Annotated in this window: 9 protein-coding genes; 7 read left to right on the top strand and 2 right to left on the bottom strand. The window is 72.6% G+C overall.

Annotated features, from left to right (window positions below):
- Positions 1 to 101 precede the first annotated feature (101 nt).
- The 3 genes from BJP40_RS12895 (at position 102) to hflX (ending at position 5827) form a co-directional block, all read left to right on the top strand.
- The gene (locus BJP40_RS12895) at positions 102 to 2198 is read left to right on the top strand and encodes a bifunctional (p)ppGpp synthetase/guanosine-3',5'-bis(diphosphate) 3'-pyrophosphohydrolase (RefSeq protein ID WP_071280483.1); all 2097 of its coding nucleotides are present in this window, start codon (positions 102 to 104) and stop codon (positions 2196 to 2198) included.
- Between the two features lie 430 nt (positions 2199 to 2628).
- A complete protein-coding gene (locus BJP40_RS12890; RefSeq protein WP_079171129.1) occupies positions 2629 to 4137 on the top strand; it encodes a M1 family metallopeptidase in 1509 nt (502 codons plus the stop codon).
- 184 nt (positions 4138 to 4321) lie between these two features.
- On the top strand, positions 4322 to 5827 hold the full coding sequence (gene hflX / locus BJP40_RS12885) for a GTPase HflX (RefSeq protein ID WP_071280482.1): 1506 nt from the start codon (positions 4322 to 4324) through the stop codon (positions 5825 to 5827).
- 144 nt (positions 5828 to 5971) lie between these two features.
- Here the strand turns inward: hflX and BJP40_RS12880 are convergent, their stop codons facing one another.
- The gene (locus BJP40_RS12880; protein ID WP_071280481.1) at positions 5972 to 7153 is read right to left on the bottom strand and encodes a serine protease; all 1182 of its coding nucleotides are present in this window, start codon (positions 7151 to 7153) and stop codon (positions 5972 to 5974) included.
- Between the two features lie 241 nt (positions 7154 to 7394).
- On the opposite strand from BJP40_RS12880, the gene BJP40_RS12875 reads away from it, so the two are divergent.
- Both BJP40_RS12875 and BJP40_RS12870 read left to right on the top strand, forming a co-directional pair.
- Positions 7395 to 8660 (top strand): aminotransferase class III-fold pyridoxal phosphate-dependent enzyme, encoded by a 1266-nt coding sequence (locus BJP40_RS12875; RefSeq protein WP_071280480.1) that lies wholly within the window; start codon positions 7395 to 7397, stop codon positions 8658 to 8660.
- Positions 8661 to 8698: 38 nt separating this feature from the next.
- Positions 8699 to 10669, top strand: coding sequence for an ATP-dependent DNA helicase (locus BJP40_RS12870; RefSeq protein WP_071280479.1), 1971 nt, complete (start codon positions 8699 to 8701; stop codon positions 10667 to 10669).
- Positions 10670 to 11083: 414 nt separating this feature from the next.
- Here BJP40_RS12870 and lexA read toward each other — a convergent pair whose 3' ends face one another.
- Positions 11084 to 11884 (bottom strand): transcriptional repressor LexA, encoded by an 801-nt coding sequence (gene lexA / locus BJP40_RS12865; protein ID WP_071263877.1) that lies wholly within the window; start codon positions 11882 to 11884, stop codon positions 11084 to 11086.
- 569 nt (positions 11885 to 12453) lie between these two features.
- On the opposite strand from lexA, the gene nrdR reads away from it, so the two are divergent.
- Complete coding sequence (gene nrdR, locus BJP40_RS12860; protein WP_071280478.1) at positions 12454 to 12963, top strand: transcriptional regulator NrdR; 510 nt, start codon at positions 12454 to 12456, stop codon at positions 12961 to 12963.
- A 168-nt stretch (positions 12964 to 13131) separates the two neighbouring features.
- Positions 13132 to 16014 (top strand): vitamin B12-dependent ribonucleotide reductase, encoded by a 2883-nt coding sequence (locus tag BJP40_RS12855; RefSeq protein ID WP_071280477.1) that lies wholly within the window; start codon positions 13132 to 13134, stop codon positions 16012 to 16014.
- Positions 16015 to 16371 lie beyond the last annotated feature (357 nt).

Genomic DNA, 16371 nt, shown 5'->3' with positions numbered 1-16371 from the left:
GAGCGGGACAGCGGCGCGTGGTGGGCTCGGTAGCATCAAGCACCGGCCGGGCGTGCACGCCTTGCCCGCCCACCGCCGGTCGACGCCGTCGGAGGTGCCCCATGAGCGCAGAGGCCACCAACCCCAGCGCCCCCGCCGTCCCCACCCGCAGGCGCGGGCGCCCCAGAATCGACCTGCGCAGACTCGGTCGCGCCGCCCTGCTCGGCCCCACCGGGCGCGACCGGCTCCCCGACGCACTCGGCCACGTCGCCGAAGCGCACCGCGCCCACCACCCGGACGCGGACCTGACCGTCCTGCACCGGGCGTACGCCCTCGCCGAGCTCTCCCACCGCGGCCAGTTCCGCAAGAGCGGCGAGCCCTACATCACGCACCCGCTGGCCGTCACGCTCATCCTCGCCGAGCTCGGCGCGGAGACCACCACCCTCACCGCGTCCCTCCTCCACGACACGGTCGAGGACACCGACGTCACCCTGGAGCAGGTGCAGGAGCTGTTCGGCGACGAGGTCGCGTACCTCGTGGACGGCGTCACCAAGCTGGAGAAGGTCGACTACGGCACCGCCGCGGAACCCGAGACCTTCCGCAAGATGCTCCTCGCCACGGGCAACGACGTGCGCGTCATGTCGATCAAACTCGCCGACCGGCTGCACAACATGCGCACCCTCGGCGTGATGCGCCCCGAGAAGCAGGCGCGCATCGCCAAGGTCACCCGCGACGTCCTCATCCCCCTCGCCGAACGTCTCGGCGTCCAGGCACTGAAGACCGAGCTGGAGGACCTGGTCTTCGCCATCCTCCACCCCGTCGAGTACGAGCGGACCCGCACCCGCATCGCCGCGGTCGCCGCCGAGGGAGACGCCCTCGGTACCGTCGCCGACGCCGTGCGCACCGTCCTGCGGGACGCCGGCATCACCGCCGACGTCGTCGTCCGACCCCGCCACTTCGTCTCCGTGCACCGCATCAGCCTCAAGCGCGGCGAGTTGCGCGGCACCGACTTCGGCCGCCTCCTCGTCCTCGTCGGCGAGGACGCCGACTGCTACGCCGTCCTCGGCGAGCTCCACACCTGCTTCACGCCCGTGGTCTCCGAGTTCAAGGACTTCATCGCCGCGCCCAAGTTCAACCTGTACCAGTCGCTGCACACCGCGGTCGTCACCGCCGGAGGCGCCGTCGCCGAGATCCTCATCCGCACCCACCAGATGCACAAGGTCGCGGAGGCCGGCGTCGTCGCCCTCGGCAACCCGTACGACGCCGACGACCCGGTGGACGCCGCCAAGGACGGCGAGCGCGTCGACCCGACACGGCCCGGCTGGCTGTCCCGGCTGCTGGACTGGCAGCGCTTCGCCCCGGACCCCGACACGTTCTGGACGTCCCTGCGCGACGACCTCGCCCAGGACACCGAGATCACCGTCTTCCGCCCCGACGGCGGCACCCTCGCCCTGCCCGCCGGGGCCACCTGCCTCGACGCCGCCTACGAGCAGCACGGCCCCGCCGCCCACGCCTGCGTCGGCGCCCGCGTCAACGGTCGCCTCGCCACCCTGGGCACGGTCCTGCGCGACGGTGACACCGTGCAGCCCCTGCTCGCCGAGGACCCCGGCTCCGGCCCCTCCCCGGACTGGCTGGAGCACGCCCGCACGCCCACCGCCCGCATCGCCATCAACCGCTGGCTCGCCGCCCACCCCCCGCAGCCCACCGCGGCCGCCCCCGCCGCGGGGCCCCGCCCGGCCGCCTCCGTCGTCGCGGACCGGCCCCGCACCGCCAACGCCGTCGTCGACGCGCCGCACTCCGCCGTCCGCCTCGCCGGCTGCTGCACCCCCGTGCCGCCCGACACCGTCACGGGCTTCGCGGTGCGCGGCGGCACCGTCACCGTGCACCGCGCCCAATGCCCCGCCGTGCACCGCATGCAGAACCTGGGCCGCGCCCCCGTCGCCGTCCGCTGGGGCGGCGAGGCCGCCTGCCGCGTCACGCTGGTTGCCGAATCGTTCGGCCGCCCCCGGCTGCTCGCCGACCTCACCGAGGCCATCGCCACCGCGGGCGCGGAGATCGTGTCGGCCACCGTCGAGCCCCCCACCGAACAGCGGGTGCGCCACACCTACACCCTCCACCTCCCCGACGCCGCCGAGCTGCCCTCCCTCATGCGCGCGATGCGCGAGGTGCCGGGCGTCTACGACGTCAGCCGCGCCCAGCACCCGGCCGCACCCCGCTGACCCGATCCGGCCGCACGCCCACGTCAGCCGGACCCTCACGTCAGCCGCCCGCCCGGATCAGCCGCACCCCCACGTCGGCCGCGCCGCCGCGTCACCGCGCCCGGTTCGGCCGGATGCCGCCCCGGCCCGGCCCGCACCCCCGCCCGCCCTGCCTGCCCCGGGTCGGTCCGCACCGCGCCACGGTGGCACCACACCTGCGGGTCCGCTCGCCGCGCCCGGTCCCGGCCGCCCCAGGGGCGCCCCGACCCGGGCACCGGCCTCCGCCACCCCCTGCCCCGCCCGCAGCCCGCCGACGATCGGATCCCCGCCCCGGCCGGGGCACCACATCGGGCCGCCGCCACGGGCGCGTAGGCGTCACGCCCGCTCGTTCGGGTGGCGCCCGTGCGTGCCGTCCCGGTCCGCCGCCGACCCGCTGGTAAGCGGTGGGTGCATGCGCCTCACCTCCCGCCGGCTGCGCGCCGCACTCCTCGCCGCCGCGTCCACCGGCCTCCTCGCCGCGGCCCTCCCGCCGCCCCAGCCCCTGGGCATCGGCGACCCGCTCTTCCCGCACCTCGGAAACCCCGGGTACGACGTCCGCGCGTACGACATCGCCCTCGCGTACAGCGGCGACAACACCCAACCCCTGGACGCCCTCACCAAGATCGACGCCCTGGCCACCCAGGACCTGGCCCGGGTGAACCTCGACTTCGCGCACGGCACCGTCACGGACGTCCGGGTCAACGGCCGCCCCGCCGCACACGCCCTCACCGGGGAGGACCTGGTCGTCACGCCCGAGCGGACGGTTCCGGCGGGCACCCGGATGCGCATCTCCGTGCGCCACACCAGCGACCCGGCCGCCCCCAAGTCCGTCGGCGGCTGGCTCCGCACCGCCGACGGGCTCGCCCTGGCGAACCAGGCGGACGCCGCCCACCGCGTCTTCCCCTGCAACGACCACCCGGCCGACAAGGCGTACTTCACGTTCCGCGTCACCGTCCCCAAGGACCTCACGGCCGTCGCGAACGGCACGTCCCTGGGCCGCTCGGTGTCCGGGGCGCACGCCACCTGGGTGTACCGGGGCCTGCACCCCATGGCCACGGAGCTCGCCCAGGTCTCCATCGGCCGCTCGGCCGTCGTCCACCGGACGGGACCGCACGGGCTTCCCCTGCGGGACGTCGTCCCGGAACGGGACCGCGAGCGCATGGAGCCCTGGCTGCGGAAGACGCCCGGGCACATGGAGTGGATGGAGCAGCACGTCGGCCGCTACCCCTTCGAGACGTACGGGGTGCTCGTCGCCGACGCGAGCACCGGCTTCGAGCTGGAGACGCAGACCCTCTCCCTCTTCGAGCGGCCCCTGTTCACCCACCCCAAGCTCCCCGCCTGGTACGTCGAGGGAATCATGGTGCACGAGCTGGCCCACCACTGGTTCGGCAACAGCGTCACCCCCCGCTCCTGGTCCGACCTCTGGCTCAACGAAGGCCACGCCACCTGGTACGAGGCCCTGTGGGCCGACGAGGCGGGCCACTACCCGCTGGAGCGCCGCATGCGCGACGCGTACGCGGTGTCCGACCGCTGGCGGGCCGCGGGCGGGCCCCCGGCCGCACCCAGGCCCCCTGCGCCCGGACACAAGATCAGCCTCTTCCGCCCCGTCGTCTACGACGGCAGCGCCCTGATCCTCTACGCACTGCGCAGGGAGATCGGGGACGACGCCTTCCGGCAGCTGGAGCGGCGCTGGGTGGCCGAGCACGCCCACGGCGTCGCCGGCACGTCCGACTTCGTCCGCCTCGCCTCCGAGGTCGCGGGCCGCGACCTCACGTCCTTCCTGCACGCGTGGCTGTACGACGAGAAGACGCCGCCCATGCCCGGACACCCGGACTGGCACAGCGAGGAACCCGCGAAGAGCCCCGCCGCGACGCAGGCCCGGACGGGTGCCGCACCACCGGTCGGAACGCCGGCCGCCTGAGGCCCGGCACCGGTTAGGCCCGGCGGGCGCGCACCGGCGCCGGGCGACGAAACCAGGGTGACGGTCCGCACCGGGCCGTGCGACCATCGACGTGTCGGCGGCGCCGTGGAACCCGCCGGGAATCTTCCGGCCCGTTCCCGCGTTGTCACCGTCACACCAGAAGTTCCATCGACGTAAGGATCCAATGACCTCCTCTTCATCCTTTTCCCAGGACGCGCAGCGCCTCACCGAGCAGAGCCGCACGGAGAGCCTTCGGGCCGACGCCCTGATGGAAGAGGACGTCGCCTGGAGCCACGAGATCGACGGAGAGCGGGACGGCGACCAGCTGGACCGCGCGGACCGTGCCGCTCTGCGCCGGGTGGCGGGACTCTCCACCGAACTCCAGGACGTCACCGAGGTCGAGTACCGGCAGCTGCGTCTCGAACGCGTCGTGCTCGTCGGCGTCTGGACCACGGGCACCGTGCAGGACGCGGACAACTCGCTGGCCGAGCTGGCCGCCCTCGCCGAGACGGCGGGCGCGGTGGTCCTCGACGGAGTCATCCAACGCCGCGACAAGCCGGACCCGGCCACGTACATCGGCTCCGGCAAGGCCGAGGAGCTGCGGGACATCGTCCTGGAGACCGGCGCCGACACCGTCGTGTGCGACGGTGAGCTCAGCCCCGGCCAGCTCATCCACCTCGAAGACGTCGTCAAGGTCAAGGTCGTCGACCGGACCGCACTGATCCTCGACATCTTCGCCCAGCACGCCAAGTCCCGAGAGGGCAAGGCACAGGTCTCCCTGGCGCAGATGCAGTACATGCTGCCGCGGCTGCGCGGCTGGGGTCAGTCGCTGTCCCGCCAGATGGGCGGTGGCGGCTCCGGTTCCTCGGGCGGCGGCATGGCCACCCGCGGCCCCGGTGAGACCAAGATCGAGACGGATCGTCGGCGCATCCGCGAGAAGATGGCGAAGCTGCGCCGGGAGATCGCGGACATGAAGACCGGCCGCGACATCAAGCGGCAGGAGCGGCGGCGCAACAAGGTGCCGTCCGTCGCGATCGCCGGCTACACCAACGCCGGCAAGTCGTCCCTGCTGAACCGGCTCACCGGCGCGGGCGTGCTGGTGGAGAACGCGCTGTTCGCCACCCTCGACCCGACCGTGCGCCGGGCCGAGACGCCGAGCGGCCGCCTCTACACGCTCGCCGACACGGTCGGGTTCGTCCGGCACCTGCCGCACCACCTGGTGGAGGCGTTCCGCTCCACGATGGAGGAGGTGGGGGACGCCGACCTCGTCCTGCACGTGGTCGACGGCTCGCACCCGGCGCCCGAGGAGCAGCTCGCGGCCGTCCGCGAGGTGATCCGCGACGTGGGCGCGGTGAACGTGCCCGAGATCGTGGTCGTCAACAAGGCCGACGCCGCCGATCCGCTGGTGCTCCAGCGGCTGCTCCGGGTCGAGAAGCACGCCATCGCCGTGTCGGCCCGCACGGGCCAGGGCCTCGACGAGCTGCTCGCCCTGATCGACGCCGAACTGCCCCGGCCGGAGGTGGAGATCGAGGCGCTCGTGCCGTACACGCGGGGCGAGCTCGTCTCCCGCATCCACGCCGACGGCGAGGTGCTGTCCGAGGAGCACACCCCGGAAGGCACACTCCTCAAGGCCCGGGTCCACGAGGAACTGGCGGCGCTCCTCGCGCCGTTCGTCCCCGCGGCGGCCTGACCGCGCCCGTACGCGGCGCCGCGGCACGCACCGGAACAGGGGAGGGCCCCCGGCTGAACAGCCGGGGGCCCTCCCCTCGTCGTGGGTTGCGCCGGACAGGACGCCCGGCGACGGCGGTCGCGCCACCGCCGCGTACGGGCGGGGTCAGCGGCGGGCGAAGCGCTCGCTGACCGCCGTGTACACGCCCTCGGCCTCCTTGCCGAGCCGCGGCCCGGCGAGCCAGCCGGAGGTCACCGGCCCGATGGACGTGTTCGACACGAGCGCGGGCTTGCCGTCCTTGCCCGTGTGCACCCAGCCGCCGCCCGACGACCCGGCCGTCATGCTGCATCCGATGCGGTGCATCGTGGGCTGACCGGCCTTCACGGACAGCCGGCCCGGCTTGTCCGCGCACTGGTAGAGCTTCTGGCCGTCGTACGGCGGCGAGGCCGGGTATCCGGTGGCCTTCACCCCGGCGATCCCCGCCGCGGTCGGCGCCGCGAAGTCGACCGGCAGCGCCGAGCCCACCGTCTCCTCCAGCGACTTGCCCCCGCTGCCCTTCTCGGGCGTCACGTGGATCACCGCGAAGTCGTAGGGCGCTCCCTGACCGCCGACCGGGCCGCCCTCGGCGATCCACTGCTCCGACGTCTGCGCCCAGTCGGCCCACCACACGCCGTACGGTGCGACCTCTTCGCGCTGCGCCTTCTCCAACCGGGCGGTGGACAGGCCGCTGTCGTTGTACGAGGGGACGAAGGCGATGTTCCGGTACCAGCCGCCGTCCTTGCCCGCGTGGACGCAGTGGCCGGCCGTCCACACGAGGTTGGACTTCCCGGGGTTCGCCGGGTCCTCCACCACCGTGGCCGAGCACACCATCGAGCCCTTGGGCCCGTCGAACAGCAGCTTCCCGGCCTCCGGGGCGTTCGTGTGGTACGGCGTCCCGACCGGTGCCGCCTCCACCCGCTTCGGGGTCGGGTCGGTCACCCCCTCGTCGCCGGGGAGGTCACCCTCCTCTACCGGCTCCTTGCCCGGCTCGTCCGCCTCCCGCATGCGGTCCGGGTCCCAGAGGTCCTCGATGATCGGGTTGACGAAGTCCTTCGCCTCGCGCAGCCACGTGTCCTTGTCCCAGTTCCGCCACTCGCCGCCGCGCCACTTGTCGAGGTCGATCCCGTGCTCCTTGAGCCGGTCCTTCAGGTCGTCCGGAATCGTGATCTTGCCGTCGGGCGAGGCGGCGGTGCCGGCGGACGCGGTGGGCGAGCCGCCCGCCACGTCCTCGCTCGGGCCGCAGCCGGTGGCCGTCAGCGCCAGTGCCGCGGCGGCGGCCGTGGCGAACAGCGGACGAATCGTGCGCATGTGTCTGATCCCCCTGGGACTTCATGTCAAGGACGTACCGGAGCGGGCGTGTTCGGGTGCGTGCCCGGACCCGCGGACGCGCCGACGTGCGGCCCCCACTATGCCGGTGCAGTGGGGGACGGCACGCGGCAGGGGGACGGTTCCGTTCCGCAAGGATCTCCGGCAGGACCGTGATCCGCCGGTGCTCCGGTCGTTACCCCCTCAAGGGGGACGCACGGGGACACCGGGAGGACCGAAGGACGTGGCCGCCATAGAGACAGCTCCAGTCGCACCGCCCACCGCCACCACCAGAACGGAAGGCATCCTCCGGCGCCAGTGGCTGCGCGAACCCGCCGCGCGCACGTACGCCCGTTCGCTGCCCGTCGTCCCCGTGCGGGCCCGCGGGCTGACGATCGAATGCGCGGACGGGCGGCGCTACCTGGACTGCGCCTCCGGCGCCGGGACGCTGGTCCTCGGTCACAACCACCCCGTCGTGCTGGAGGCGGTCAAGCGCGTGATCGACTCCGAAGAACCGCTCCACGCGCCCGACCTCGCGTCGCCCGTCAAGGACACCTTCACCACGGAGCTGTTCGCCACGCTGCCCGACGCGTTGGCACGCGACGCCCGGATCCGGTTCTGCGGCCCGGCGGCTCCGGACGCCGTCGGGGCAGCACTCGCACTCGCCCGCGCCGCCACCGGACGCACGGGCATCCTCTCCTACACGGGACACGAACCCGACCCGGCGCATCCGGCGCCGGACGTCACGCGGCTGCCGTTCCCCCGTGACGACCGGTCTCCGGCCGGGGAGGGCGAGGGCGGTGGGCAGGACCTGACCGCGCTCGCGGGCGTGCTCGTCGAGGCGGTGCGCCACGAGGGAGGTGTGCTCCCGGCACCGGACGGCTGGCTGCGCCGGATGCGCGCGGCCACGGAGGCCGGTTCCGCGCCGTTGATCGCGGACGAGACCCACACCGGCGTGGGCCGCACCGGCACGTTCTGGGCGGTGGAGCACAGCGGTGTCGTCCCGGACGTGATGGTCATGGGGAAGGCCATCGGCGGTTCGCTGCCCCTCGCGGTGATCGTCTACCGCTCGGCGCTCGACCGCCCGGTCGGTCCGTCCCAGGGCAACCAGCTCGCCATGGCGGCCGGCGCGGCCACCCTCGCGTACGTCCGCAGGAACCGGCTCGCCGGCCACGCGGCGGAGCTCGGCGCACGGATGCTCGCCCGGTTGCGCGCGGACCTCGGCGCGCTCCCCTGGGTGCGGGCCGTCCACGGACGCGGCCTCATGATCGGCCTCGAACTCGACGATCCGTCCGCATCGGGAGGGGCCGTGGCCGTACGGCAGGAGTGCCTCAAGCGGGGGCTGATCGTGGACGCAGACGCCCGCAGCCCGGGGACCGTCCGGCTGCTGCCGCCGCTCACGCTCACCCCGGAGCAGGCGGAGGCCGTGCTCGAACGATTCGCGGACGCCCTGGCCGCGGTGGACCGTACCGGATCCGGCCGGGCAGCGGCCGGGGCCGGGCTCGCGTGATCCCGACTGTCGGCGGCGCCCCTTAGGGTGGACGGGTTATGACGAAGCCATCCCTCCGCGATCTCCTCCACGCCGCCGTCACCGCCGTCGGCGGTACGGAGAGGCCGGGCCAGGTCACCATGGCCGAGGCCGTCGGCCAGTCCATCGACGACGGCTCGCACCTGCTCGTCCAGGCCGGGACCGGTACGGGCAAGTCCCTGGGCTACCTCGTGCCGGCTCTGGCGCACGGCGACCGCGTGGTGGTGGCCACCGCCACCCTGGCCCTCCAGCGGCAGCTCGTGGAGCGCGACCTGCCGCGCACGGTCGAGGCCCTGCACCCGCTGCTGCGCCGCAGGCCCGAGTTCGCGATGCTGAAGGGCCGCTCGAACTACCTGTGCCTGCACCGGCTGCACGAAGGCGTCCCGCAGGAAGAGGAGGACGGGCTCTTCGACCCCTTCGAGGCGGCCACCCCCACCAGCAAGCTCGGCAAGGACCTCCTGCGGCTGCGGGACTGGTCCGACGAGACGGAGACCGGCGACCGGGACGACCTGACGCCGGGGGTCTCCGACCGTGCCTGGTCGCAGGTCTCCGTCACCTCCCGGGAGTGCCTGGGCGCCACCAAGTGCGCCTACGGCGCCGAGTGCTTCGCGGAGGCGGCCCGTGAGCGGGCCAAGCTGGCGGAGGTCGTCGTCACCAACCACGCGCTGCTCGCCATCGACGCCATCGAGGGCGCCCCCGTGCTGCCGCCGCACGAGGTGCTGATCGTCGACGAGGCCCATGAGCTGGTGTCGCGGGTGACGGGCGTCGCCACGGGCGAGCTCACCCCGGGGCAGGTCAACCGGGCGGTGCGGCGCGCCGCCAAGCTGGTCGACGAGAAGGCGGCCGACCAGTTGCAGACCGCCGCGGAGGGCTTCGAGCGGCTGATGGAGCTGGCCCTGCCGGGGCGCCTGGAGGAGATCCCGGAGGATCTCGCGTACGCGCTGATGGCGCTGCGGGACGCCGGGCGCACCGTGGTCTCGGCGCTGGGAGCCACCCGCGACCGGTCCGTGCAGGACGAGGACGCCGTCCGCAAGCAGGCGCTGGCCTCCGTGGAGAACGTGCACGCCGTGGCGGAGCGCATCCTGGGCGGCAGCGAGTACGACGTGGTGTGGTACGAGCGGCACGACCGCTTCGGTGCGTCCCTGCGGGTCGCCCCCATGTCCGTGTCCGGCCTGCTGCGCGAGAAGCTCTTCGCCGACCGCTCGGTGGTCCTGGCATCGGCCACGCTGAAGCTCGGCGGCGACTTCAACGGCGTGGGCGCGTCCCTCGGTCTCGCACCGGAGGGAGTGGAGGGCGACGACCTGCCCGTCTGGAAGGGCATCGACGTCGGCTCCCCGTTCGACTACCGCAAGCAGGGCATCCTCTACGTCGCCCGGCACCTGGCCACCCCGGGCCGGGAGGCCGGACGGGCCGACATGCTCGACGAACTGGCCGAGCTGGTCGAGGCCGCCGGCGGGCGTACGCTCGGGCTCTTCTCCTCCATGCGCGCGGCGCAGGCCGCGGCGGAGGAGCTCAGGGGCCGACTGGACCGGCCGATCCTGCTGCAGGGCGAGGACACCCTCGGAGAGTTGATCAAGAACTTCGCGGCCGATCCGGAGACGTGCCTCTTCGGCACGCTGTCGCTGTGGCAGGGCGTGGACGTGCCGGGGCCGAACTGCCAGTTGGTCGTCATGGACCGGATTCCGTTCCCCCGCCCCGACGATCCGCTGATGAGCGCCCGGCAGAAGGCCGTGGAGGAGGCGGGTGGCAACGGCTTCATGGCGGTCGCCGCGACCCATGCGGCGCTGCTGATGGCACAGGGGGCGGGCCGTCTGGTGCGGGCCACCGGGGACCGGGGTGTCGTCGCGGTCCTCGACCCTCGGCTGGCGAACGCCCGTTACGGCGGATTCCTCCGTACGTCCATGCCGGACTTCTGGTACACGACGGACCGCAATCAGGTCCGCCGCTCGCTCGCCGCGATCGACACCGCGGCGAAGGGTGCCGGCGTGTAGCGCGGCGGACGTGGCGGACCGTGCACGGCGCAGCGCGGGAGCATCCCGTCGGGCCCGGCTCGTGCGGGGCGGGGGCCGGGGCGTGGGACTCCTCGCGTGGGCCGTGGCTGTGGTGGTGGGCGCGCCGCATCGGCCGGTGCCCGGTCGTCGGTGGTCAGCCGGTGGGTGCGGCCGGACGGCGTGACCTGGACCGGGGCGGGGCTGACGTCAGCACGGCGCCTGCTCCGCACACGACAGGGGCGCACTGTGGGGTTGCCCGCCCACCCGTCCACGTGGGGTGGGGCCGCGCGTGTGTGGCAAGCGCGGTGCGGCACACCGGTCCCCCTGCCAGCGGGGCCGCGCGTGTGTGCGCGGCAGTAAGCAGCCCCGGGACCGGCGCAGAGGTCCCGGGGCTGGTCGGAGCCGACGGATGGATCACACCCGTCGCAGGACCGCCACGACCTTGCCGAGGATGGTGGCCTCGTCGCCAGGGATCGGCTGATAGGCGGCGTTGTGCGGGAGCAGCCACACATGGCCGTCCTCCCGCTTGAAGCGCTTCACCGTGGCTTCGCCGTCCAGCATGGCCGCCACGATGTCGCCGTTCTCCGCGACCGGCTGACGGCGCACGGTCACCCAGTCGCCGTCGCAGATGGCGGCTTCGATCATCGAGTCGCCGACGACCTTGAGGACGAACAGCTCACCGTCGCCGACGAGCTGCCGGGGAAGCGGGAAGACGTCCTCGACGGACTCCTCCGCGAGGATCGGCCCACCGGCGGCGATCCGGCCGACCAGCGGCACGTAGGAGGCGGCGGGCTTGCCCGAGGTGTCCGCGGGCTGAGCGCTGGGCTGGTCGGATCCACGGACCTCGTACGCACGCGGACGGTGCGGGTCGCGGCGCAGGAAGCCCTTGCGCTCCAGTGCCATCAGCTGGTGTGCCACGGAGGAGGTGCTGGAGAGGCCGACGGCTTGGCCGATCTCGCGCATCGACGGTGGGTAGCCCCTGCGCTGCACGGAGTCCCGGATCACTTCGATGACTCGGCGCTGGCGGTCGGTGAGCCCCGAACTGTCGGCGCGGATGCCGGGAGGCCGACCGGGCAGGGCGCGGGCCGGCTTGGGCGGCTCGGGCGTGGCGGTCACCTCGTTCGCCTTTTTGACGTTCATGGCGTGTACCGGGTCGAATCGGCCCTGGGAGCGGTCCTGGGCGGTGATGGTGGCACTGTCTGCTGTGGTGGTCACGTCGGCCCCTCTCGAATGGTCTCCCTGGCTGGCACAACGGTAGTTGCTTTCGAAAGGTTGCGCCAAACACACGTTCGAGTGAAAAAAGCCGGAAACGCTTACGTGTGCGTGGGGAGGCGTGTATGCGCGACCCTCTCCACCGGCCCCGTCGCGTACCGCTCGCCGGTGGTCCGGAGGCTTCCCGCCCGCCGTCGCCCATCGAGCGAATTCCGGCCATTACGGTAGCCTCCCCGTCGTGTTTTCCGGGCGCCGGGGGGCGCGCGGCGGTGCTCGCCCGCCGCTTCCTCGCACCCTTTCCCCGCTCGGCGTTCGCGCGGAAAACCGCCGCGGGGCCGCCGTGCCGTAGGCTCGTGGCCCGCCGCGGGCCGGTAGCTCAGCGCGACACGCGCTACACAGTGAATGAGCGGCCAGACACCACATGTAGTGGTTGCATGAGGCTCGCCGCCCACAAGTTGTGGTGCCCCGGTCGGTCGGAGGCGTGGCGATCGCCTATGCTGGTGCCTGCTTCGGGAGGCCCGCGAGGGGTTGCCGGGCTGTTCAGTCGTGCTTGTGAAGGAGGGTTGGGATCCATGCACTGCCCCTTCTGCAGGCACCCCGACAGCCGCGTCGTCGACAGTCGCACCACCGACGACGGAACGTCCATCAGACGCCGCCGCCAGTGCCCCGACTGCTCCCGCCGGTTCACCACGGTGGAGACCTGCTCGCTCATGGTCGTGAAGCGCAGCGGGGTGACCGAGCCCTTCAGCCGGACCAAGGTCATCAACGGCGTCCGCAAGGCGTGCCAGGGGCGGCCGGTGACCGAGGACGCCCTCGCGCAGCTCGGCCAGCGGGTCGAGGAGGCCGTGCGCGCCACCGGTAGCGCGGAGCTCACCACCCACGACGTGGGGCTGGCCATACTCGGCCCGCTGCAGGAGCTCGACCTGGTCGCCTACCTGCGCTTCGCGTCCGTGTACCGGGCGTTCGACACGCTTGAGGACTTCGAGGCCGCCATCGCGGAGCTGCGCGAGCGGCGGCCCGCATCGGAGCGCGGCGCCGGCGGGGCCCAGGAGGTCCCGGTGCCCGCGGGTGCCGCCGACTGACCGGCTGACCGGCCGCCCCGGCGCGGGGTCGGCCGATGACGGGCCGCGTCGTGGCGGCCACAAGACCTGTGATGGGCGTCCATCAGGCGTTCATGACAACAGACAGAGACCGTGCCTTGGGAAGATCTGGGCACATCAGGGTGTTTTTGCCCGTATATGGGAGGCGGCATGACAGAGACGGCGAGCGGCTCGGCACGAGGCTCACGCTCCAAGGGGACCAAGGCGAGCAAGGGCATGCGTGTCGAGCGCGTCCACACGACCCCCGGCGTGCACCCGTACGACGAGGTCGTCTGGGAGCGTCGTGACGTCGTCATGACCAACTGGCGCGACGGCTCGGTCAACTTCGAGCAGCGCGGCGTCGAGTTCCCCGACTTCTGGTCGGTGAACGCGGTCAACATCGTCACCAGCAAGTACTTCCGGGGCGCCGTCGGCACCCCCCAGCGCGAGACGGGCCTGAAGCAGCTCATCGACCGCATCGTCAAGACGTACCGCAAGGCCGGCGAGGACCACGGCTACTTCGCGTCCCCCGCCGACGCCGAGATCTTCGAGCACGAGCTCGCCTACGCCCTCCTGCACCAGATCTTCAGCTTCAACTCGCCGGTGTGGTTCAACGTCGGCACGCCGCAGCCCCAGCAGGTCTCCGCCTGCTTCATCCTGTCCGTCGACGACTCAATGGAGTCGATCCTCGACTGGTACAAGGAAGAGGGCATGATCTTCAAGGGCGGCTCCGGCGCCGGCCTGAACCTCTCCCGCATCCGCTCCTCCAAGGAGCTGCTGTCCTCCGGCGGCAACGCCTCGGGCCCGGTCTCCTTCATGCGCGGTGCCGACGCCTCCGCGGGCACGATCAAGTCCGGTGGCGCCACCCGCCGCGCCGCCAAGATGGTCATCCTGGACGTCGACCACCCGGACGTCGAGGACTTCATCCAGACCAAGGTCAAGGAAGAGGAGAAGATCCGCGCCCTGCGCGACGCGGGCTTCGACATGGACCTGGGCGGCGACGACATCACGTCCGTCCAGTACCAGAACGCCAACAACTCGGTCCGCGTGAACGACGAGTTCATGAAGGCCGTGGAGACCGGCGGGCAGTTCGGCCTGCGCGCCCGCATGACCGGCGAGGTCATCGAGGAGATCGACGCCAAGTCGCTCTTCCGCAAGATGGCCGAGGCCGCCTGGGCCTGCGCCGACCCCGGCATCCAGTACGACGACACCATCAACCACTGGCACACCTGCCCCGAGTCCGGCCGCATCAACGGCTCGAACCCGTGCAGCGAGTACATGCACCTGGACAACACCTCGTGCAACCTGGCCTCGCTGAACCTGATGAAGTTCCTGAAGGACGACGGCAAGGGCAACCAGTCCTTCGACGCCGAGCGCTTCCAGAAGGTCGTCGAGCTCGTCATCACCGCGATGGACATCTCGATCTGCTTCGCGGACTTCCCGACCCAGAAGATCGGCGAGAACACCCGCGCCTTCCGCCAGCTCGGCATCGGCTACGCCAACCTGGGCGCCCTGCTGATGGCGACCGGCCACGCGTACGACTCCGACGGCGGCCGCGCCCTCGCCGGTGCCATCACCTCCCTGATGACCGGCACCGCCTACCGGCGCTCCGCCGAGCTGGCCGCCGTCGTCGGCCCGTACGACGGCTACGCCCGCAACGCCGAGGCGCACCAGCGCGTCATGAAGCAGCACGCCGACGCCAACGGCACCGCGGTCCGCATGGACGACCTCGACACCCCGGTCTGGGCCGCCGCCACCGAGGCCTGGCAGGACGTGATCCGCCTCGGCGAGAAGAACGGCTTCCGCAACTCCCAGGCGTCCGTGCTCGCCCCCACCGGCACCATCGGCCTCGCCATGTCCTGCGACACCACCGGTGTCGAGCCCGACCTGGCGCTGGTCAAGTTCAAGAAGCTGGTCGGCGGCGGCTCGATGCAGATCGTCAACGGCACCGTCCCGCAGGCCCTGCGCCGCCTGGGTTACCAGGAGGAGCAGATCGAGGCGATCGTCGCCCACATCGCCGAGCACGGCAATGTGATCGACGCCCCCGGCCTCAAGCAGGAGCACTACGAGGTCTTCGACTGCGCCATGGGCGAGCGCGCCATCTCCCCGATGGGGCACGTCCGCATGATGGCGGCCATCCAGCCGTGGATCTCCGGCGCCATCTCCAAGACGGTCAACATGCCGGAGTCGGCGACCGTCGAGGAGGTCGAGGAGATCTACTTCGAGGCGTGGAAGCTGGGCATCAAGGCCCTGGCGATCTACCGCGACAACTGCAAGGTCGGCCAGCCCCTCTCCGCCAAGAAGAAGGAGGAGGAGAAGAAGGCCGAGCCCGAGGCGGCGGTGGTGCCCACCAAGGTCGAGAAGGTCGTCGAGTACCGCCCGGTCCGCAAGCGGCTCCCCAAGGGCCGTCCCGGCATCACCACCTCCTTCACGGTGGGCGGCGCCGAAGGCTACATGACCGCGAACTCCTACCCGGACGACGGCCTCGGCGAGGTCTTCCTCAAGATGTCCAAGCAGGGCTCCACCCTCGCGGGCATGATGGACGCCTTCTCCATCGCGGTCTCCGTCGGCCTCCAGTACGGCGTCCCCCTGGAGACGTACGTCTCGAAGTTCACCAACATGCGGTTCGAGCCGGCCGGTATGACCGACGACCCGGACGTCCGGATGGCGCAGTCGATCGTCGACTACATCTTCCGCCGCCTCGCGCTGGACTTCCTGCCGTTCGAGACCCGCTCCGCACTCGGCATCCACTCCGCCGAGGAGCGCCAGCGCCACCTGGAGACCGGCTCGTACGAGCCCGTCGACGAGGACGTCGACGTGGAGGGCCTCGCCCAGTCCGCCCCGCGGGCCACGGAGGCCCCGAAGCCGGCCGCCCCCGAGGCGAAGGCCGAGGTCCCGGCGCCGCAGCAGGCGCACACGTCCGCGGAACTCGTCGAGATGCAGCTCGGCATCCAGGCCGACGCCCCGCTGTGCTTCTCCTGCGGCACGAAGATGCAGCGCGCCGGCTCCTGCTACATCTGCGAGGGCTGCGGCTCCACCAGCGGGTGCAGCTGAGAACGGGTGGTGACGCGTCGGCCGTGGCGGCCGGCGTGCTCCTGAACCGCCGCTGACGAAGGGGACCGGCCGAGCGCCGGTCCCCTTCGCCGTTCCGCCCGTGCGCCGGGAGGGCTCGGGCCGCCGCGTACGCCGCCGAGACCCCTGCCGCTCCCTGCGTCCGGGACTGCTCGGGCCCGGCGCTCCCGCGGCAGGCCCCTGTCGTCCAGCCCCGCGCGCACCCCTGCCCAGGGCTCGGGGGGAAGGGCGTGCCGGCGGGTACCGCGCCCGCCCGTCCAGGAGGCGCAGCGCCGCATGGCCGTGATCCTGTGCCCGTGGCCCCTGCCGGGCGCACGCTCCGGGACGGGGACGGAGACG

This window comes from Streptomyces sp. CC53 (assembly GCF_001865245.1).
Classification (GTDB): domain Bacteria; phylum Actinomycetota; class Actinomycetes; order Streptomycetales; family Streptomycetaceae; genus Streptomyces.
Note: the sequence above shows the minus strand (reverse complement) of the source record. Positions and strands in the feature narration are given on the sequence as shown.